Origin of the sequence: Actinomycetospora chiangmaiensis DSM 45062, assembly GCF_000379625.1 — a bacterium.
In the GTDB taxonomy this organism is placed as follows: Bacteria; Actinomycetota; Actinomycetes; order Mycobacteriales; family Pseudonocardiaceae; genus Actinomycetospora; species Actinomycetospora chiangmaiensis.
Window position 1 is genome coordinate 82,270 of sequence record NZ_KB903217.1, and the last position, 17,524, is coordinate 99,793.

Here is a 17,524-nt window from a genome sequence, read left to right on the forward strand (position 1 = left end):
GTGGGATCATGACGGGAGACGCAGCGGAGCGGAGCTCGGCCCCGCCGGAGAGTCCCGAGGACGTTCCCGACGACGGGTTGACCGTCGGGGTGGACGTCGGCGGCACCAAGATCGCGGCCGGTGTGGTCGACGGCGACGGCAAGCTGATCGCGCACACACGGCGCGAGACCCCCGCGCAGTCGACCGAGGGCGTGCTGTCCGGGATCGCCGACGCGGTCCGGGAACTCACGGCGGCCCACGAGGTGCACGCCGTCGGGATCGGCGCGGCCGGCTTCGTCGACGCGGACCGGTCCACGGTGATGTTCGCCCCCAACCTCGCGTGGCGCGACGAGGACCTGCGCACGAAGCTCTCGGTCCAGCTCGGCCTCCCCGTCGTCGTCGAGAACGACGCGAACGTGGTCGCCTGGTCGGAGTCCCGCTTCGGGGCGGGCCGCGACCACGACGACCTGGTGGCGATCACGATCGGCACCGGGGTCGGCGGCGGCATCATCTCGAGCGGCCGGCTCCTGCGCGGCGGCTTCGGCGTCGCCGCCGAGATCGGCCACGTCACGATGGTGCCCTACGGCCGTCGGTGCGGGTGTGGCCTGCAGGGGTGCTGGGAGCAGTACGGCTCCGGCCGGGCGCTGGTCACCGAGGCCCGGGAGATCGCCCGGCACTCGCCGGCATTCGCCGCGGGCCTGCTCGACCGTGCTGGAGGCGACCCCGACGCGATCACCGGCGAGATGGTCACCGAACTCGCCCAGCGCGGCGACGTCGGCGCCCTGCACTGCTTCGACGAGATCGGCCGCTGGATCGGGTTGGGCTGCGCCCAGCTCGCCGCCGTGCTGGACCCGTCGTTGTTCGTCATCGGTGGTGGGGTGTCCGAGGCGGGGGAGGTGCTGCGGTCGCGCGTGGAGGCGACCTTCCGCGGCAACCTCACCGGCCGCGGGCACCGTCCGGTGGCGGAGGTCCGTCTCGCCGAACTCGGCTGGGAGGCGGGCATGGTCGGCGCGGCCGACCTCGCACGGACACATCCCGACACCGCAGTCACGAAGGGCACCCCATGACCACTGACTCACCGGCGGGCCCGGGGGGCTCGTCGGTCTCCGGCACCACCCAGCCGAAGACGACGACGAAAGCCATCCTGGTCTCGATCGTCGCCGCCGTCGGCGGCTTCCTGTTCGGCTTCGACTCGAGCGTCATCAACGGCGCGGTCGACGCCCTCAAGACGAACTTCGAGCTGACCAACAGCCCGCTGCTCTCCGGCTTCGCCGTGGCGTGCGCCCTGCTCGGCTCCGCCGCCGGTGCCTGGTTCGCCGGGCCGGCGGCCGACCGCTACGGCCGCGTCCGGGTCATGCTCATCGCAGCGGCGCTGTTCGCGATCAGCTCGATCGGCTCCGGCCTCGCCTTCGCGGTCTGGGACCTGATCATCTGGCGCATCCTCGCCGGCGTCGGGATCGGCATCGCCTCGGTGATCGCGCCCGCCTACATCGCCGAGATCGCCCCCGCGCACATCCGCGGCCGGCTCGGCTCGCTGCAGCAGATGGCGATCGTGCTCGGCATCTTCGTCGCCCTGCTCTCCGACGCCCTGCTGGCCGGGGTGGCGGGTGGCGCCGCGAACCAGTTCTGGTTCGGCCTCGAGGCGTGGCGCTGGATGTTCATCGTCGGCATCATCCCGTCGGCCATCTACGCGATCCTCGCGCTGCGCATCCCGGAGTCGCCGCGCTACCTCGTCGCCAAGGGGGAGCTGGACAAGGCCGGCCAGGTGCTGCAGTCCGTCGAGGAGTCGCGGTCGCCGGAGTCCGTCCGGCGCAAGGTCGCGGAGATCGAGGACTCGCTGCGCCGGGACGTGAAGCCCTCGCTGCGCGACCTCACCGGGGAGCGCTTCGGCCTCAAGCCGATCGTCTGGGTCGGCATCCTGCTGTCGGTCTTCCAGCAGTTCGTCGGCATCAACGTGATCTTCTACTACTCGACGACGCTGTGGCAGGCCGTCGGTTTCTCCGAGTCGCAGTCGTTCCTGGCCTCGGTGATCAACGGGCTGATCAACGTCCTCTCGACGGTCGTCGCGATCCTCATCGTCGACAAGGTCGGCCGCCGTCCGATGCTGCTCGGCGGCTCGCTCGGGATGACGGTCACGCTCCTCGTGATGGCGATCTCGTTCTCGCAGGCCGTGCCGACGGTGAGCGAGAGCGGCAAGGCCTCCGTCCAGCTGCCCGGGGTCTGGGGGCCGATCGCCCTGGTCGCGGCGAACCTGTTCGTCGTCTCGTTCGCCATCACGTGGGGCCCGGTGGTCTGGGTGCTGCTCGGCGAGATCTTCCCGAACTACCTGCGCGCCGCCGCCCTCGCAGTCGCGGCCGCCGCGCAGTGGATCGCGAACTTCCTCATCACCGTGACGTTCCAGTCCCTGGCGGACGTGAGCCTGACGCTCGCCTACGGCCTGTACACGGCGTTCGCGGCGCTCAGCTTCATCTTCGTCTACCGGGCGGTGTCCGAGACGAAGGGCAAGGAGCTCGAGGAGATGGTGGCCTGACGCAGTGAGCGCAGGGTGGAGCCGCCGGAGGCCTGCTTGAACAGGTACTCGGCGCGCTCGTAGGACAACCGCCGACGCCCGGTGTGCGGACAGAGGTCCCGCGCACCGGGCGTCCGCGTCGGTGCGGGGCGCCGGTCGGAGAGGAACAGCGGCCCGGCGGTCCGGGTCCCGACGAGGGCCCGCAGCAGACCCGCGGTCGCAGGGGAGAAGCGCACCGGCCCGGCCCGGTGCGCCGCGAGGTCGAGGTCGGTGACGTCGAGGGCCAGCACGGCGGTGACGGTGGCGCCGGAGTCGGCGAGCACCGCCCAGAGCGTCCGCTCGCGGAGCGCGCCGTCGGGGACGGTCGCGGTGGGTCGGGGCTCCCGACGTGCCGGGGTGCGGACGGGGAGCCCACCCGCGAGCTCCGGGCGCCCCAGCGAGCCGGCGAACGACCGCAGCGCCGCGCGGTGGCGGTTCCACGTCGCGGGGGAGACCGCGTCCCAGGTGGTGGTGACCGTCGCGGTGACCGTGTCCACGTCCAGGCCGGCGAGCGGCAGCGCGTCGCCGAGGGCGCGCACGAGCCGGTGCAGCGTCTGCCCGTAGGACCGGCGCGAGGCGGGGGACAGGTCCTCGCGGGCGAGGAACCGGTGGACGGCGGGACCGAGGGTCGGGCCCGTCGTCGCGGCGGCCGCTAGTGCGTCGGCGCGACGCAGCAGCACGGCCCGCTCGGCGGCGTTGGCAGTCAGGGCGGCCGCCCGCCGCCACTCGATCCGCGCCTCGGGGTCCCGACCGAGCCGGCCGAGCAGGTCGGCCCGCACGGCGGGGAGCAGATGGTAGTCGGGGAGCCGGCCCTCCCCGACGAGCGCGTCCACCAGGTCGAGGCCCGCCTGCGGACCGTGCGCCCGCCCGTGGGCCACGGCCCGGTTCAGCCGGACCACCGGGGTCGGCAGGACCGCGACGAGCAGGTCGTACAGCGCGACGACCTGCGGCCAGTCCGTGCCCTCCGGGCGGGCGTGCCCGACGGCGATCGCGGCCTGCAGCACGTACGGCCCCGGCGGGCCCACCTGGACCTCGCGGGCGTGCAGCAGCGCGGTCAGGCCACGGCGGACCGCCGCGGCGTCCCAGCGGGACCGGTCCTGCTCGGCGAGGGGCACCGGCGCGCCGGTGGCGTCGGTCCGGGCGGCCGAGCGGGAGGCCTGCAGCTCCATCAGGGCCAGCAGGCCGTGCACCTCGGGGTCGTCCGGGACGTGCCCGGCGAGCAGCCGCCCGAGGCGCAGGGCCTCGTCGACGAGGGCCGGACGCAGGAGGTCGTCCCCGGCGGTCGCGGTGTAGCCCTCGTTGAAGACCAGGTACACGACCTCGAGGACGGATCCCAGCCGGTCGGCCGTGCCCGACGGGGGATCGACGCCCAGCTCCGCGAGCCGACGCTTCGCGTGCGCGATCCGGGCCACCACCTGCGGTTCGTGCAGCAGCAGGGCACGGGCGATCTCGGCCGTGGAGAGCCCGGCGACGAGACGCAGGGTCATCGCCGTGCGCTCGTCGCGGGCGAGGGCGGGGTGACAGGTCAGCAGCACCAGGCGCAGGACGTCGTCCGGGGCCGCCGGGTCGGCGACCGCGGGGGACGCCTCGTCGTCGGGAAGGTCGGCCAGCCGTCCCGCGCGGCGCAGGTGGTCCACGGCGCGACGGCGGGCGACCGTGGTCAGCCACGCCGCGGGCGCGTCGGGGACCCCGGCGGCCGGCCACTGCTCGAGGGCGGCGACCAGCGCGTCCTGGGCCAGCTCCTCGGCGAGGCCGACGTCGCCGACCATCCGCACCAGGCCCCCGACGATCGTCGCGGACTCGGCGCGCCAGACGGCGGCGGCGACCTCCCCGGCGTCCATCAGGGCGTGAAGACCTGGTGGATCGTGGACTGCCCGTCCCCGACGATGGCCCGGAAGCGGCGGGCGAACGCCATCGCGTCGTCCCAGGTCTCCGCGTCGATGATCGCGAAGCCGAGGACCGCCTCCTTGGCCTCGACGAAGGGGCCGTCCGTCACGGTCACCTCGTCGCCGGCCGACTCCATCCGCCGGGCGTCCGGCGCGAGGCCGCCGGTGAGGACGAGGTGCCCGGCCGCGGTCATCTCCTCGATGAAGGCGCCCATCTCGGCGAAGAGGGCCTCGTCGGGGCGGCGGCTGTTCTCACCGGTCGTCATGAGGAATCGCATCGAAATCTCCCGGGGTGGAGCGGATCGGTCGTCATGACGTCGGGTGGGTCGATGTGACAGGGAATGTAATCGTTCCCTGTCACATCGCGTGGTCCGACGTCCTCCCGACAGCCCGATCCGAGGAGGACGCCATGACCACCACGCTCACCCGCCCCGCCGCCGAGACCACCCCGACCACCCCGACCACCCGCCGGCTGCTGCTCGCCGGGGCGATCGCCTCCCCGCTGTGGGGCGCCCTCGCCCTCGGCCAGGCGGCGACGCGGTCGGACTTCGACTTCACCGTCGAGCCGCTCTCGGCGCTCTCGACCGGATCGCTGGGCTGGCTGCAGATCACCAACTTCGTCGTCGGCGGTCTGCTCACCGTCGCTGGCGCCCGCGGGCTCGGGCGCACGGTCTCGCGGGCCGTCGGGCGGTGGTGGACGGTGAGCGGCCTCGGACTCGTCGCGGCCGGCGCCTTCGTGCTCGACGCGCCGGGCAGCGGCACCCTGACCTGGCACGGGGCGGGTCACCTGCTGGCCGGCACCGTCTCGTTCGCGGCGCTGGCCGTCACCTGTGTGCTGCTCGCGGCGCACTTCCGGCGGGCGGGACGTCGTGGTGCCGCCGTGGTCTCGGTCCTGGCCGCGGTCAGCGTCGTCGCCGGCAACGCGTGGGCGACGACCGGCGGCGCGTACGGCTCGATGACGCTGGGGTTCGGCGTGCTCGCGGCGATGCTCTGGGTGTCCGGGGTGTGCGCTGCGCGCAGGTGAGCACCAAGTGGGCCTATAGCCCCACTTAGTGCTCACGAGCGAAGCACCTACAGATCGATCAGCACCTTCATCCGTGCGCCCTTGCGCAGCTCCTCGTAGACCGTGAGCAGGTCGTCGAGCGGCGCGTGGTCCACCCAGCCCTCGGGGCTGATCTCGCCGCGGGACATCGCGGCGATGACGGCGCGGTAGTCGTCGTCGGTGTAGGTCAGCGAGGCCACGATCTGCGCCTCGCCGAGCAGCAGGGCCGTCGGGTTGAGCTCCATCGCCTGCTCGTGGATGCCGACGACGACCACCTTGCCCTGCGGTGCGAGGGCCCCGATCCCGGTGAGGATCGCGGCCCCCACCCCGGCGGCGTCGAACACGATCTGCGCGCCGAGCCCGTCGGTCGCCGCCGCGGCGGCCGCGGCCACCTCGGTCTCCGTCGGGTCGATGACGTACCCGGCCCCGAGCGCGGTGAGGATGTCGCGGCGGGCCGCCGACGGGTCGCTCGCGATGATGTTCTCGACGCCCCGGGCGCGGAGCGCGAAGAACAGTCCGACCCCGATCGGTCCGAGGCCCGCGATGACCGCGCACTCCCTGGACCCGATGCCCGACACCTCGACGGCGTGGAAGGCCACGGCCATCGGCTCGACGAGCGCCCCCATCTCCAGCGAGACGTTCTCGGGCAGCGGGAACACCATGCTGTCGGGCAACACCGTGAACTCCGAGAGCCCGCCGCCGTGCCCGGACAGGCCGTGGAAGGCGAGCACGCGGCAGGTGTTCGGCGACCCGGCCCGGCAGGACGGGCACTGCCCGCAGGTGATGGTCGGCCGCGCCGCCACCCGGTCGCCCTCGGCCACCCCGGTGACGCCCTCGCCGACGGCGACGACCGTCCCGGAGAACTCGTGTCCCAGGACGACGGGGGCGCTCACCCCGGTCTGCGGGTGCGGCTCGACCGGCACGAACGTCTCCGCGGCGAAGTACTCGTGCAGGTCCGAGCCGCACACGCCGTTGTGCGCGACCCGCAGCTTCACCTGCCCGGGCCCGGGGTCCGGCTCGTCGAGCTCGGAGATCCGGACGTCGTGGGGACGGTGGTAGACGGCGGCGCGCATCGGTGGGGTCCTCTCCTGGCGACGGGTGGGTGGGTTTAGCCGCTCATGCCGCCGTCGATGGCGAAGGTCGAGCTGGTCACCATCGCGCTCGCGTCGGAGGCGAGGTAGAGGGCGGCCTGCGCGATCTCGTCGACCGTCGTGTGCCGGCCGAGCGGGATCATGGCGTCGAAGTCGCGGGCGGCGTCGGCCTGCGACTTGCCCGTCGCGGTCATCTCGATGTCGTCCTGGAAGGGCGTCGAGGTCGGCCCCGGGTGCAGGGTGTTGACGCGGATCCGCCGGGGCGCGCACTCCTTGGCGGCCGAGCGCATCAGGCCCACCTGGCCGTGCTTGGCCGCGACGTAGGCCGAGAGGTCCCCGAAGCCGACGAGCCCGACGACGCTCGAGGTGATGATGACGCTGCCGCCGTCGTTCATCCGGGGCAGCGAGTGCTTGAGGACGTGGAACGCCCCGCCGATGTGCACGGCGAGCGTGCGGGCGAAGACGTCCTCCGGGTAGTCGGGGATCTTCGCGACGGCGCCCGAGATGCCGGCGTTGGAGAACACCACGTCGAGCGGCCCGAACTTCTCGACGCCCGCGGTGACGGCGGCCGCGACGGCGGCGGAGTCGGTCACGTCGGCGACGACGGCGAGCGCGTGCTCGGAACCGATCTCCTTCTCGGCGGCCTCCAGCGCGGCCTGGTCGATCCCGACGAGGACCACCTTCGCGCCCTCGCGCACGAAGAGCTTCGCGGAGGCGAGACCGATCCCGCTCTCACCGCCGGTGATCAGGGCGACCTTGTCCTGGAGCTGCGTCATGCCAGCAGTGGTAGGGGATGGGGGCCCCGGTGAGCAAGGCCACACTGCCCGACCGGCCAGGTCCGGTCGAACGATCATCCGGTCCTCGTCGTCCACGACTGGACACCAGCGCAGGCCCGACGCATCATGGTGGACACATGGCCAGTCCGGCGGTCGGCGATCCCGAGCGGCGGACGGTGTCGAGGCACCGCGACCCGGTGGAGAGACCCTGATGGAGACCTACGTCCTGCTCGGCGCGGACGGACGGCTGAGCGACGAGCCGGCCGCGCGCGACGTCACCCCCGAGCTGTGTCGGGGCCTGTACCGCGACATGGTGCTGGCCCGGCGACTGGACTCCGAGGCCTACAGCCTGCAACGCCAGGGCGAGCTCGGGCTCTGGCTGCAGTGCCTCGGTCAGGAGGCCGCCCAGGTCGGCTCGATCCGCGCGATCCGCGACGACGACCCGGTGTTCCCCTCCTACCGCGACCACGCCGCCGCGCTCTGCCGCGGCATCGGCCCCGAGGCGCTGCTCGCGCAGTGGCGCGGGGTCCGGCAGAGCGGCTGGGATCCGGCCGAGCACCGCTTCGGCGTCTACACGCTGGTGCTCGCCGCCCAGCTGCTCCACGCCGTCGGCTACGCGATGGGTGTGCAGCGCGACGGGACCGACGAGGTGGTCCTCGCCTACTTCGGCGACGGCTCCTCGAGCGAGGGCGAGGCGAACGAGGCGTTCAACTGGGCGGCGACGGTGAACGCCCCGGTGGTGTTCTTCTGCCAGAACAACCAGTGGGCGATCTCGACGCCGACGAGCCGTCAGTTCGGTGCCCCGCTCCACCGGCGCGCCGCCGGGTTCGGGCTCGCGACGGAGCTCGTCGACGGCAACGACGTCCTCGCCGTCCACGCGGCGACGCGGCGCGCGGCCGAGACCGTCCGCCGGGGCGGGGGACCGGCGCTCGTCGAGGCCACCACCTACCGCATGGCCGGGCACTCGACCTCCGACGACCCGACCCGGTACCGGACCGAGGCCGAGCTCGACCACTGGCGGGCGCGCGACCCGATCGACCGGCTCCGGACCCTGCTGGACCGCGAGGGCTGGGCGGACGAGGCGTTCCACGCCGACCTCGACGCCGAGGCCGACGCGTTGGGCGCCGAGACGCGGCGGGTGTGCCGGGCGATGCCCGACCCGGACCCGTCGACCATGTTCGACCACGTGCTGCCGGGCGGCTCGCCGGTCCTCGCCGCGCAGCGCGACGGCTACGCGGCCTACCTCGCCTCCTTCGAGGACGCCTCGTGACCACCACCCTGTCCCGCGCGCTCACCACCGCCCTGCACCACGCCCTCGAGACCGACCCGAAGGTCCTGGTGATGGGGCAGGACGTCGGCGGCCTCGGCGGCGTCTTCCGCGTGACCGACGGCCTGCAGAAGGACTTCGGGCCGGACCGCGTGATCGACACCCCGATCGCCGAGGCGGGCATCGTCGGGACCGCCATCGGGCTCGCGCAGCGCGGCTACCGCCCGGTGTGCGAGATCCAGTTCGACGGCTTCGTCTACCCGGCGTTCAACCAGATCGTCTCCCAGCTCGCGAAGATGCACGCCCGCACGGGCGGCGCGATCACACTGCCGGTGGTCATCCGCATCCCGGTGTCGGGCGGTATCGGCGCGGTCGAGCACCACTCGGAGTCCAACGAGGCCTACTTCGCCCACACCGCCGGGCTGCGGGTGGTCGCCGCGGCCACCCCGCAGGACGCGCACTGGCTCTTGCGCCAGGCCATCGAGTCCGACGACCCGGTGATCTTCTTCGAGCCGAAGTGCCGGTACTGGTCGAAGGGCGAGGTCGCGGACGGGCCCGACCTCCCGATGCACGCCGCCCGCACCGTCCGCCCCGGCGGCGACCTGACCCTGCTGACCTGGGGCTCCATGGTCGAGACCTGCCTCGCCGCGGCGGCCGCCGCGGAGGAGGAGGGGCACGACCTCGAGGTCGTCGACCTGCGCTCGCTCGCGCCGATCGACGTCGAGGCCCTCGTCGGGGCGGTCGGGCGGACCGGACGCGCCGTCGTCGTCCACGAGGCCCCGGTCACCGGCGGGCTGGGCGGCGAGGTCGCCGCGTCCCTGGCCGAACGCTGCTTCGACCGCCTCGAGGCGCCGGTGCGCCGCGTCGGCGGCTTCGACGTGCCCTACCCCGCCGCCCGGCTCGAGTCCCACTACCGCCCGGACCTCGACCGCGTCCTCGACGCCGTCGACCGCACGCTCGCGTACTAGGGGGCGCCGTGACCCGCGAGACCTTCCGCCTCCCCGACGTCGGGGAGGGGCTGACCGAGGCCGACGTCCTGCAGTGGCACGTCGCCGTCGGGGACACCGTGACCGTCAACCAGACCCTCGTCGAGGTCGAGACCGCGAAGGCGGCCGTCGAACTCCCGTGCCCGTTCGACGGGACGGTGCGGGAGCTCCTCGCGGCCGAGGGCGACACCGTCGCGGTCGGCTCCCCGCTCATCACGATCGCCACCGGGGCCGAGGAGCCGGAGCCGGCACCCGCCGCGTCGGAGGGGTCCGGGGCCGTCCTCGTCGGCTACGGCACCAGCGCCGCCGCGACCCGCCGTCGTCGACGGCGACCCGTGACGCCCGAGCCGGCCCGACCCGACGTCGGGAACGGGAACGGGGAGCGCCCCCGCGCGACGCCGCCGGTGCGGAAGATGGCCAAGGACGCCGGCGTCGACCTCGCGGCGGTGGCCCACGACGGCGAGCGCATCTCACGCGAGGACGTCCGCCGCCACCTCGAGCGGGACGAGGCGCCGTCGACGCCGGCCGAGCCGGGAGAGACCCGCGAGCGCATCGCGGGCGTCCGCAAGGCGACCGCGGCCGCCGTCACCGCGAGCGCCTTCACCGCGCCGCACGTCACCGAGTTCCTCACCGTCGACGTCACCGAGACCGTGGCGACGGTCGCCGCGCTCAAGGAGCACCCAGCGTTCGCCGGGGTGCGCGTGACGCCGTTGCTGCTGGTCGCCCGCGCGCTGCTCTCCGCGATCCGCCACCACCCGGAGGTGAACGCGCGGTGGGACGAGGCGAACCAGGAGATCGTCCGGCTCCGGACGGTGAACCTCGGGATCGCCGCCGCCACCGGGCGCGGCCTCATCGTGCCCAACGTTCCCGACGCCGGGTCGCTGACGCTGCCCGGGCTGGCCCGGGCCCTGGAGGACCTGACGACGACGGCGCGCGCGGGCCGGACGCCGCCGGAGCGGATGCGGGGCGGGACGGTGACGATCACCAACGTCGGGGTGTTCGGCGTGGACGCCGCGACCCCGATCCTGAATCCAGGGGAGTCGGCGATCCTCGCCGTCGGCGAGATCGCCCGGCGACCCTGGGAGTACCGCGGGGAGGTGGCGTTGCGCGAGGTCACGACCCTCTCGCTGAGCTTCGACCACCGGCTGGTCGACGGCGAGCTGGGCTCGAGGGTGCTGGCGCGCGTCGCAGCCGTGCTGCGCGATCCCGCGCGGGAGTTGCTCCTCGACTGACTACTCCTCGACCGACCCCGTGCGGCGGCGCGTGTCCAGGATGATCATCGTCTCGCTGTGCTGGAAGTCCGCAACCGACCAGACGTCGGCGAGGAGCACCTCGCGCAGGTGGTTCTGGTCGCGGACCAGCAGGGTCAGCACGAGGTCCCAGCGCCCGGTCACGAGCTGGATGGAGCGGACCTCGGAGATGCCGGAGAGCAGGTCGATCGTCGTCTCGACCGGCTTGCCCTGCCGCAGCTCGATCGCGACCAGCACCTCGAGCCCGTAGCCGAGGGCGGCCGGGTCGACGTCGAGGGTCCAGCCCCGGATCACGCCACGCTCCTGGAGGCGCTCGAGGCGCTCGCCGACCGCGCCGGGGGACATGCCGATGGCGCGGGACAGGCTCCGGGCCGACGCCCGCGGATCGGCGCCGAGCAGACGCAGCAGCTGCCGGTCGACGTCGTCCACCGAGGCCATCGGTGCACGGTACTCCTGCCGTGGGCTGCCACACTGTCACCAATGCGCGTCGGCATCGTGTGTCCCTACTCGCTGGACGTGGCGGGCGGCGTGCAGGCCCACGTGCTGGATCTGGCCCGCGCACTGCAGGGTCTGGGCCACGACGTCGACGTGCTCGCGCCGGCGAGCGAGTCGACCCCGGTGCCGGCGTTCGTCACCCGGGCGGGCCGGGCGGTCGCCATCCCGTACAACGGCTCGGTCGCGCGGCTGACGTTCGGCCCGGTGTCGATGCACCGGGTGCGGCGCTGGCTCGCGGCGGGCGACTTCGACGTGCTGCACCTGCACGAGCCGACCGCCCCGAGCCTGTCGATGCTGGCGCTCGCGGTGGCCGAGGGACCCGTCGTCGCCACCTTCCACACCTCGACCCCGCGCTCGCGGACCATGCTCGCGTTCCAGCCCCTGCTGCGGCCGCTGCTCGAGCGCGTCACGGCCCGGATCGCGGTGTCGCCGCTGGCCCGCCAGGTCTACGTCGAGCACCTCGGCGGGGACGCGGTGGAGATCCCGAACGGGGTCGACGTCCCGGCGATCTCGGCGGCGGCCGCCGACCCGTTGCCGCGCCCCCCGGGACCGCCGACCGTCGGCTTCGTCGGCCGGTTCGACGAGCCGCGCAAGGGGATGCCGATCCTGCTCGAGGCGCTGGCGCCGCTGGAGGCCCGCCTCCTCGTCGTCGGGCGCGGCGACGTGGCCGACCTGCGCCGCCGGCTGCCCGCGGCCCTGACCGACCGGGTCGACGTGCTCGGCGCGGTCGACGACCGCACGAAGGCCCGCGCGCTCGGCGCGATGGACGTGCTGGCCACCCCCAACACCGGCGGCGAGAGCTTCGGCATCGTCGTCGCCGAGGGGCTCGCCGCCGGCACGCCGGTGGCGGCGAGCGACATCGAGGCCTTCCGCCGGGTGCTCACCGACCCCGAGACCGGGGCGCCCGCCGGGCTGCTCCTCCCGCCCGACGACCCCGCCGCGTGGACCGCCGGACTCGCCGCGCTCCTCGGGGATCCGTCCCGACGACGGGCGCTCGCGACGGCCGGGCGGGCCCGCGTCCGGGCCTTCGACTGGAGTGCCGTGGCGGCCGCCGTGCTGCGGGTCTACGAGGTCGCCGTGGCGGCCGACCCGCGGCCGGTGGCGGCCCTCGCCGAGCCCGCCCTGCGCGCCGGGCGGGCCGTGCCCCGGCGGTAACCTCCCCGGGTGAACGTGTTCGGGCCGGGCGGGTGGGTCCTCGTCGTCGTCATCGCCGTGGTCGTCGTGCTGCTGCTGGTGACGGCGCTCGTCGCGATCGGCCGCGCCCGCCGGCTCGACCGGCTGCACGTACGGGTCGACGCCGCACGGCGCGGGCTCGTCGCGGCGCTGGACCGGCGGGCCGCCGTGGTCCGCGCGGTCGCCGCCACGGCCCCGCCGTCGGCGCTCTCGCCGACCGACCGCCGGGCGCTGCGCGCGGCCGCCCGCGTCGCGGAGGCGACGGGGGAGGGGCGGGGCCGCGAGGCCGCGGAGAACGACCTCGTGGCGCGCCGCTCGCCGCTGGAGACCGCGACGCTCCCGCCGGACCTCTCCGCCGAGCTCGCCGACGCCGACGCCCGGGTGGTGGTGGCCCGCCGGATCCACAACGACGCGGTGCGCGACACCCGGGCGCTGCGCGGGCGTCGGATGGTCCGGGCCCTGCGCCTGGCCGGGACCGCGCCCTACCCGGAGTACTTCGACATCGCCGAGCCCGCGGCCGACCCGGGACCCACCGGGTCGTCGGGTGGGGCCGGCGAACCGGCGGTCGCCCGCGACGCGGCGCGCATCGTGGTCCTGGATCCCGACGAGCGGGTCCTGCTCTTCGAGGGCGTCGACCCGGCCCGGCCGACCGAGGCGTTCTGGTTCACCCCCGGCGGCGGGATCGAGCCGGGCGAGGAGCCACGGGAGGCCGCGTCGCGCGAACTGCGCGAGGAGACGGGGATGGCTGGGGAGCTCGCCGACCCGGTCTGGGTGCGCGACGTGGTGTTCAGCCACGACGGTGTCGCCTACGCGGCGCGCGAGCTGTTCTTCCTGCTGCGGGTGGACCCGGTGCCCGAGATCGACGTCTCCGGCTTCACCGAGCTCGAGCGGCGCACGGTGCGGCGCCACCGCTGGTGGACCCGCACGGAGCTGGCCGCCACCGTCGACGTCGTCTACCCCCGCCAGCTCGCGGACCTGCTCGGCGATCCCGGGTCGATCGACCCGGTCGACGCGCCGGTGCCGATCCAGTAGGGCGGTTCCCGGTCGATTCAGGACGTCGGTCCGGTGGGGCGTGACCGATGACGCCCTGACGTCGTCGGGGGTCGCGTTTAGCATCGGACGCGTACCCACCGTCGTCGTTGGAGGCCCGCTCGTGACCCGCCCGACCCAGACCACCACGCCCCAGACCGGCTCCGACGGGGTGAAGCGGGGCCTGGCCGACATGCTCAAGGGCGGCGTCATCATGGACGTCGTCACCCCGGAGCAGGCGAAGATCGCCGAGGACGCCGGCGCGGTCGCCGTCATGGCGCTCGAGCGCGTGCCCGCCGACATCCGCGCGGACGGTGGCGTGGCGCGCATGTCCGACCCCGAGATGATCACCGGGATCGTCGAGGCCGTCTCCATCCCGGTCATGGCGAAGGCCCGCATCGGCCACTTCGTCGAGGCCCGCGTGCTGCAGTCGCTCGGCGTGGACTACGTCGACGAGTCCGAGGTGCTCACGCCGGCCGACGAGGCGCACCACATCGACAAGTGGGCCTTCACCGTCCCCTTCGTCTGCGGGGCGACCAACCTGGGCGAGGCGCTGCGCCGCATCGGCGAGGGCGCGGCCATGATCCGGTCGAAGGGCGAGGCGGGCACCGGCAACGTCGTCGAGGCCACGCGCCACATGCGCGCGATCCGCGGCGAGATCCGCCGTCTCTCGCGGATGGACACCCAGGAGCTCTACACCGCGGCCAAGGAGCTGCAGGCCCCGCTGCCGCTGGTCCGGGAGATCGCCGAGTCGGGCCGTCTCCCCGTCGTGCTGTTCACCGCGGGTGGGATCGCCACCCCCGCCGACGCCGCGATGATGATGCAGCTGGGCGCCGAGGGCGTGTTCGTCGGGTCCGGCATCTTCAAGTCCGGCGACCCGGCCCGCCGCGCCGAGGCCATCGTCAAGGCCACTACCTTCCACGACGACCCGGACGTGATCGCCAAGGTCTCCGCCGGCCTCGGGGAGGCCATGGTCGGGCGCACCACGGCCGACATGCCCGACTCGGAGCGGCTCGCCACCCGCGGCTGGTAGGCGGCCGCACCAGGGCCACACACGCGGATGGGAGGATCGCGGGCGATGACCGCGGAGACGAACCAGGACGCCCGCCGGCGCGTGGTGCCGATGCAGCCGGTCGACGCACCCACGGACGTGCTGCCCGTTGTCGGCGGCCGACGCCCGGCCCGCCCGACGCCGGGTCCTGCCGCTCCTCCGGTGCCGCCCGCGCCACCGCGTGCGGCGGCCCGGGAGGCGGCACCCGAGCCGGAACCGGCCGAGCCGGAGCGACGCGCGGGGATGGGCCTGCCCGCCCTCGTGCTCGGCCTGCTGGCGGCGGCGACCGCGTGGAGCGGCTGGGCCGGGGTGGTGCTCGGCCTCTTCGCCGTCGCGGCCGGCTTCCTCGGGGCGCGCCGTGCGTGGCGCGGACTCGCCACCGACGGCGCCTTCTCGCTGGGCGGGCTCGTGCTCGGTGCGGTCGGCCTCGTCTGGGGTGCGGTCGTGGTGTCGCAGACCCTGTTCGGCTCCGGGGCGTTCGGCGACGGGCTGACGCTCGACCAGTGCCTCGCCCAGGCGACGTCCTCGTTCGAGATGCACATGTGCAAGTCGCAGCACATCACCGAGTTCAACCAGCGGTTCCCGAACGCCGCGGAGTAGGCCGCCGACCGGGCGTGGGACCATCCTGCGCATGACGACCTCCCGCCCCGCCGACGTCTCCGACCAGGGCCGGGGTCTCGCCGGGTGGGGCACGCCGGCGCTCGTCCTCGGCGTCATCGCGGCGGGCAGCGCCTGGGTTCTCGGCTGGGTCGGGATCGTGGCCGGACTCGCGGCGATCGTCGTGGGATTCATCGGGGCCCGCCGTGCGTTCCACGACCCGGAGCGCTCCGGCGGTGCCGCCCTCGCCGGACTGGCCCTCGGGCTGGTCGGGCTGATCTGGGGGGCGGCGGTCGTCGTACCCGCCCTGCTCGGGACCGGCAGCTTCGGCGAGGGACTCACCCTCGACCAGTGCATGTCCCAGGCGAACGGCCAGCAGGAACAGCGCATGTGCGCGACGCAGCACCTGGACGAGTACCGGGCCCGCTACCCGGGCCGGGCCAACATGTAGGGACGGAGACGGGGACCATGACGGTGACGACCGGAGGGGGCGCCGCGCCGCCCGTCGGGGTCCTGGCGCTGCAGGGCAACGTCGCCGAGCACCTCGACGCACTCCGCGCGTGCGGCGCGGACCCGCGGCCGGTGCGCCGGCCCCGGGAGCTGGACGAGGTCGCCGGGCTCGTGCTCCCCGGGGGCGAGTCCACCACGCTGTCCAAGCTGCTCGTGGCGTTCGACCTCCTCGAGCCGCTGCGCGACCGGCTTGCCGCGGGCATGCCCGCCTTCGGCTCGTGCGCCGGCATGATCCTGCTGGCCCGCGAGGCGATCGACGCCCGACCCGACCAGCACCAGCTCGGCGCCCTCGACGTCGTGGTCCGCCGGAACGCCTTCGGGCGGCAGGTGCAGTCGTTCGAGTCCGACCTGGCCGTCACCGGCATCCGTGGGGGTCCCGTGCGGGCGGTGTTCATCCGGGCGCCGTGGGTCGAGTCGACCGGACGCGGGGTGGAGGTGCTCGCCCGCATCCCGGGCAGCGTCAGCGGCCCGGCGTCGGGAAAGGTCGTCGCGGTGCGCCAGGGGCCGGTCATGGCGACGGCGTTCCACCCGGAGCAGACCGGCGACGCGCGGCTCCACGACCTCTTCCTCCACCGCGTGCGCGAGTACACGGCCTGAGTCCCGGCCCGCCACCCAGCTATCCTCGGCGCATGGACTGGCGCGAGCTCGACTCCGCGACCTGCTCGATCGCGCGCACGATGACCGTGCTCGGCGAGCCCTGGACCGTGCTCGTGCTCCGCGACGTCCTGAACGGGGTGCGGCGCTTCGACGAGCTCGTCGACCACCTCGGCATCGCCCGCAACGTCCTGACCCGGCGTCTCGGCACGCTCGTCGACGCCGGCCTCGTCGAGACCCGGGAGTACCGCGAGCCGGGCCGACGGGCGCGGCGGGAGTACCGCCCGACCACGGCGGGCTACGACCTGCGGCCCGTCCTCCTGGCGCTGATGGCGTTCGGGGACCGGCACTCCGCGGGGGAGGCCGGCCCGCCCGCGGTTGCGGTGCACGAGTGCGGCGCCCCCGTGGTGGTGCAGGAGGTGTGCGCGGACGGGCACGTGCTCGTTCCGTCCGACCGGGTCCGGGTGGTGCCCGGCCCGGGGGCGCGCCGCCGGACGGCCTGACATCAGTTCAGCAGCAGGCAGCTCGACGTGGCCTCGCCGAGGAGGCGGCCCCTGGCGTCCGTGAGCGATGCTCGGGCCAGGACGACCCGCCGCCCGGCCGACACCACCGTGCCCTCGCACCGCACCGGTCCGGTGTCCGAGGACATCGGGCGCAGGAAGCGCACGCTCAGGTCGAGGCTCGTGTACCCGACCCCGGCGGGCAGCGTGGACTGGACCGCGCAGCCGCAGGCCGAGTCGAGCAGCGTCGCGAACACGCCGCCGTGCACGGAGCCGATCGGGTTGTAGTGGAACTCCGCCGGCGTCAGCGTGAACACGACCCGCCCCGCCTCGACCGACTCCACCCCGGCCCCGATCGTCGCCATGATCGGCGGTGGCGGGAGCTCGCCCGACACCAGCGCCTGCAGGAACTCCAGCCCCGTGCGGCCCGCGATCTGCCCGGCGAGCGCGCGGGGGTCCTCCCACGTGTAGGCGCGTTCGCGGACGACGGGCGGGGTGTCGGTGCTCATCGAGCCCTCCTGGGTTGCGCTGTGAAACCCAGACGCTACTGCACGATCTGAGGGATGGTCAGAACGGCGGGTCGCTGTCGTGGGGGTCGGGCGGCTGGTGGTGCTGTTGGCGTCTCCGGTTGTCGAGGTCGTGCAGGGTCGCTCGTTGCGGCTCGGTGAGGTGGCCGTGGCGGTCGGTCCTGGGCCGCCAGGGTGTCGGGATGCGGGGTTCGCCGCGGGTGTCGGTGATGCCGTGGTCGTA

General features: G+C 74.3%; 20 protein-coding genes. 13 read left to right on the top strand and 7 right to left on the bottom strand.

Annotated elements, in window-relative coordinates; all coding sequences use genetic code 11:
- Positions 1 to 8 precede the first annotated feature (8 nt).
- The gene (locus A3CO_RS29350; protein ID WP_157646898.1) at positions 9 to 1,046 is read left to right on the top strand and encodes an ROK family glucokinase; all 1,038 of its coding nucleotides are present in this window, start codon (positions 9 to 11) and stop codon (positions 1,044 to 1,046) included.
- Entirely contained in the window at positions 1,043 to 2,509 is a 1,467-nt protein-coding gene (locus A3CO_RS0100495) for a sugar porter family MFS transporter (RefSeq protein WP_018330274.1), read from the top strand. The genes A3CO_RS29350 and A3CO_RS0100495 overlap by 4 nt, the downstream gene beginning before the upstream one ends.
- On the opposite strand, the gene A3CO_RS40175 is transcribed toward A3CO_RS0100495, so the two are convergent.
- Both A3CO_RS40175 and A3CO_RS0100505 read right to left on the bottom strand, forming a co-directional pair.
- Positions 2,455 to 4,368: a DUF6596 domain-containing protein gene (locus tag A3CO_RS40175; RefSeq protein ID WP_018330275.1), complete on the bottom strand. Its 1,914-nt coding sequence runs from the start codon at positions 4,366 to 4,368 to the stop codon at positions 2,455 to 2,457. The two genes, A3CO_RS0100495 and A3CO_RS40175, sit on opposite strands and share 55 nt — an antisense overlap.
- Positions 4,368 to 4,691, bottom strand: coding sequence for a YciI family protein (locus A3CO_RS0100505; protein WP_018330276.1), 324 nt, complete (start codon positions 4,689 to 4,691; stop codon positions 4,368 to 4,370). Before A3CO_RS0100505 ends, A3CO_RS40175 begins: the two co-directional genes overlap by 1 nt.
- Before the next feature lie 131 nt (positions 4,692 to 4,822).
- On the opposite strand from A3CO_RS0100505, the gene A3CO_RS0100510 reads away from it, so the two are divergent.
- Positions 4,823 to 5,437: a DUF998 domain-containing protein gene (locus A3CO_RS0100510; protein ID WP_018330277.1), complete on the top strand. Its 615-nt coding sequence runs from the start codon at positions 4,823 to 4,825 to the stop codon at positions 5,435 to 5,437.
- A gap of 47 nt (positions 5,438 to 5,484) precedes the next feature.
- Here A3CO_RS0100510 and A3CO_RS0100515 read toward each other — a convergent pair whose 3' ends face one another.
- The gene (locus A3CO_RS0100515; RefSeq protein WP_018330278.1) at positions 5,485 to 6,528 is read right to left on the bottom strand and encodes a 2,3-butanediol dehydrogenase; all 1,044 of its coding nucleotides are present in this window, start codon (positions 6,526 to 6,528) and stop codon (positions 5,485 to 5,487) included.
- 35 nt (positions 6,529 to 6,563) lie between these two features.
- The gene (locus tag A3CO_RS0100520; RefSeq protein ID WP_018330279.1) at positions 6,564 to 7,322 is read right to left on the bottom strand and encodes an SDR family NAD(P)-dependent oxidoreductase; all 759 of its coding nucleotides are present in this window, start codon (positions 7,320 to 7,322) and stop codon (positions 6,564 to 6,566) included.
- Positions 7,323 to 7,533: 211 nt separating this feature from the next.
- On the opposite strand from A3CO_RS0100520, the gene A3CO_RS0100525 reads away from it, so the two are divergent.
- The 3 genes from A3CO_RS0100525 to A3CO_RS0100535 are packed head-to-tail and all read left to right on the top strand — an operon-like array spanning position 7,534 to position 10,807.
- The gene (locus A3CO_RS0100525; protein WP_018330280.1) at positions 7,534 to 8,592 is read left to right on the top strand and encodes a thiamine pyrophosphate-dependent dehydrogenase E1 component subunit alpha; all 1,059 of its coding nucleotides are present in this window, start codon (positions 7,534 to 7,536) and stop codon (positions 8,590 to 8,592) included.
- Positions 8,589 to 9,557: an alpha-ketoacid dehydrogenase subunit beta gene (locus A3CO_RS0100530; RefSeq protein ID WP_018330281.1), complete on the top strand. Its 969-nt coding sequence runs from the start codon at positions 8,589 to 8,591 to the stop codon at positions 9,555 to 9,557. The genes A3CO_RS0100525 and A3CO_RS0100530 overlap by 4 nt, the downstream gene beginning before the upstream one ends.
- A gap of 8 nt (positions 9,558 to 9,565) precedes the next feature.
- On the top strand, positions 9,566 to 10,807 hold the full coding sequence (locus tag A3CO_RS0100535) for a dihydrolipoamide acetyltransferase family protein (protein WP_018330282.1): 1,242 nt from the start codon (positions 9,566 to 9,568) through the stop codon (positions 10,805 to 10,807).
- Here the strand turns inward: A3CO_RS0100535 and A3CO_RS0100540 are convergent, their stop codons facing one another.
- The gene (locus A3CO_RS0100540; protein WP_018330283.1) at positions 10,808 to 11,263 is read right to left on the bottom strand and encodes an Lrp/AsnC family transcriptional regulator; all 456 of its coding nucleotides are present in this window, start codon (positions 11,261 to 11,263) and stop codon (positions 10,808 to 10,810) included.
- A gap of 42 nt (positions 11,264 to 11,305) precedes the next feature.
- On the opposite strand from A3CO_RS0100540, the gene A3CO_RS0100545 reads away from it, so the two are divergent.
- The 7 genes from A3CO_RS0100545 (at position 11,306) to A3CO_RS0100575 (ending at position 16,777) form a co-directional block, all read left to right on the top strand.
- Positions 11,306 to 12,475, top strand: coding sequence for a glycosyltransferase family 4 protein (locus A3CO_RS0100545; protein WP_018330284.1), 1,170 nt, complete (start codon positions 11,306 to 11,308; stop codon positions 12,473 to 12,475).
- A 9-nt stretch (positions 12,476 to 12,484) separates the two neighbouring features.
- Entirely contained in the window at positions 12,485 to 13,525 is a 1,041-nt protein-coding gene (locus A3CO_RS39895) for an NUDIX hydrolase (RefSeq protein ID WP_018330285.1), read from the top strand.
- Positions 13,526 to 13,646: 121 nt separating this feature from the next.
- A complete protein-coding gene (gene pdxS / locus A3CO_RS0100555) occupies positions 13,647 to 14,555 on the top strand; it encodes a pyridoxal 5'-phosphate synthase lyase subunit PdxS (RefSeq protein ID WP_018330286.1) in 909 nt (302 codons plus the stop codon).
- A 45-nt stretch (positions 14,556 to 14,600) separates the two neighbouring features.
- The gene (locus tag A3CO_RS35150) at positions 14,601 to 15,173 is read left to right on the top strand and encodes a hypothetical protein (protein ID WP_018330287.1); all 573 of its coding nucleotides are present in this window, start codon (positions 14,601 to 14,603) and stop codon (positions 15,171 to 15,173) included.
- 31 nt (positions 15,174 to 15,204) lie between these two features.
- Positions 15,205 to 15,621 (top strand): hypothetical protein, encoded by a 417-nt coding sequence (locus A3CO_RS35155; protein WP_018330288.1) that lies wholly within the window; start codon positions 15,205 to 15,207, stop codon positions 15,619 to 15,621.
- A gap of 17 nt (positions 15,622 to 15,638) precedes the next feature.
- Positions 15,639 to 16,277, top strand: coding sequence for a pyridoxal 5'-phosphate synthase glutaminase subunit PdxT (pdxT, locus tag A3CO_RS0100570; RefSeq protein WP_018330289.1), 639 nt, complete (start codon positions 15,639 to 15,641; stop codon positions 16,275 to 16,277).
- A gap of 32 nt (positions 16,278 to 16,309) precedes the next feature.
- On the top strand, positions 16,310 to 16,777 hold the full coding sequence (locus tag A3CO_RS0100575; protein WP_018330290.1) for a winged helix-turn-helix transcriptional regulator: 468 nt from the start codon (positions 16,310 to 16,312) through the stop codon (positions 16,775 to 16,777).
- Between the two features lie 2 nt (positions 16,778 to 16,779).
- Here A3CO_RS0100575 and A3CO_RS0100580 read toward each other — a convergent pair whose 3' ends face one another.
- Both A3CO_RS0100580 and A3CO_RS38575 read right to left on the bottom strand, forming a co-directional pair.
- Positions 16,780 to 17,283 carry a PaaI family thioesterase gene (locus tag A3CO_RS0100580; protein WP_018330291.1) on the bottom strand — a complete coding sequence of 168 codons (504 nt, stop codon included), beginning with the start codon at positions 17,281 to 17,283 and terminating at the stop codon, positions 16,780 to 16,782.
- A 58-nt stretch (positions 17,284 to 17,341) separates the two neighbouring features.
- Positions 17,342 to 17,524 (bottom strand): hypothetical protein (locus A3CO_RS38575; protein ID WP_026204144.1); only part of this gene is annotated, 183 nt, incomplete at its 5' end.

Bases quoted from the DNA above. Each gene is read 5' to 3' on its own strand.
- A3CO_RS0100575 (WP_018330290.1), top strand. From the start codon at position 16,310: ATGGACTGGCGCGAGCTCGACTCCGCGACCTGCTCGATCGCGCGCACG.
- A3CO_RS0100505 (WP_018330276.1), bottom strand. From the start codon at position 4,691: ATGCGATTCCTCATGACGACCGGTGAGAACAGCCGCCGCCCCGACGAG.
- A3CO_RS0100510 (WP_018330277.1), top strand. From the start codon at position 4,823: ATGACCACCACGCTCACCCGCCCCGCCGCCGAGACCACCCCGACCACC.
- A3CO_RS0100520 (WP_018330279.1), bottom strand. From the start codon at position 7,322: ATGACGCAGCTCCAGGACAAGGTCGCCCTGATCACCGGCGGTGAGAGC.
- A3CO_RS35155 (WP_018330288.1), top strand. From the start codon at position 15,205: ATGACGACCTCCCGCCCCGCCGACGTCTCCGACCAGGGCCGGGGTCTC.
- pdxT (WP_018330289.1), top strand. From the start codon at position 15,639: ATGACGGTGACGACCGGAGGGGGCGCCGCGCCGCCCGTCGGGGTCCTG.
- A3CO_RS0100540 (WP_018330283.1), bottom strand. From the start codon at position 11,263: ATGGCCTCGGTGGACGACGTCGACCGGCAGCTGCTGCGTCTGCTCGGC.
- A3CO_RS0100580 (WP_018330291.1), bottom strand. From the start codon at position 17,283: ATGAGCACCGACACCCCGCCCGTCGTCCGCGAACGCGCCTACACGTGG.
- A3CO_RS0100545 (WP_018330284.1), top strand. From the start codon at position 11,306: ATGCGCGTCGGCATCGTGTGTCCCTACTCGCTGGACGTGGCGGGCGGC.
- A3CO_RS0100525 (WP_018330280.1), top strand. From the start codon at position 7,534: ATGGAGACCTACGTCCTGCTCGGCGCGGACGGACGGCTGAGCGACGAG.
- A3CO_RS40175 (WP_018330275.1), bottom strand. From the start codon at position 4,368: ATGGACGCCGGGGAGGTCGCCGCCGCCGTCTGGCGCGCCGAGTCCGCG.
- A3CO_RS29350 (WP_157646898.1), top strand. From the start codon at position 9: ATGACGGGAGACGCAGCGGAGCGGAGCTCGGCCCCGCCGGAGAGTCCC.
- A3CO_RS0100495 (WP_018330274.1), top strand. From the start codon at position 1,043: ATGACCACTGACTCACCGGCGGGCCCGGGGGGCTCGTCGGTCTCCGGC.
- A3CO_RS35150 (WP_018330287.1), top strand. From the start codon at position 14,601: ATGACCGCGGAGACGAACCAGGACGCCCGCCGGCGCGTGGTGCCGATG.
- A3CO_RS0100515 (WP_018330278.1), bottom strand. From the start codon at position 6,528: ATGCGCGCCGCCGTCTACCACCGTCCCCACGACGTCCGGATCTCCGAG.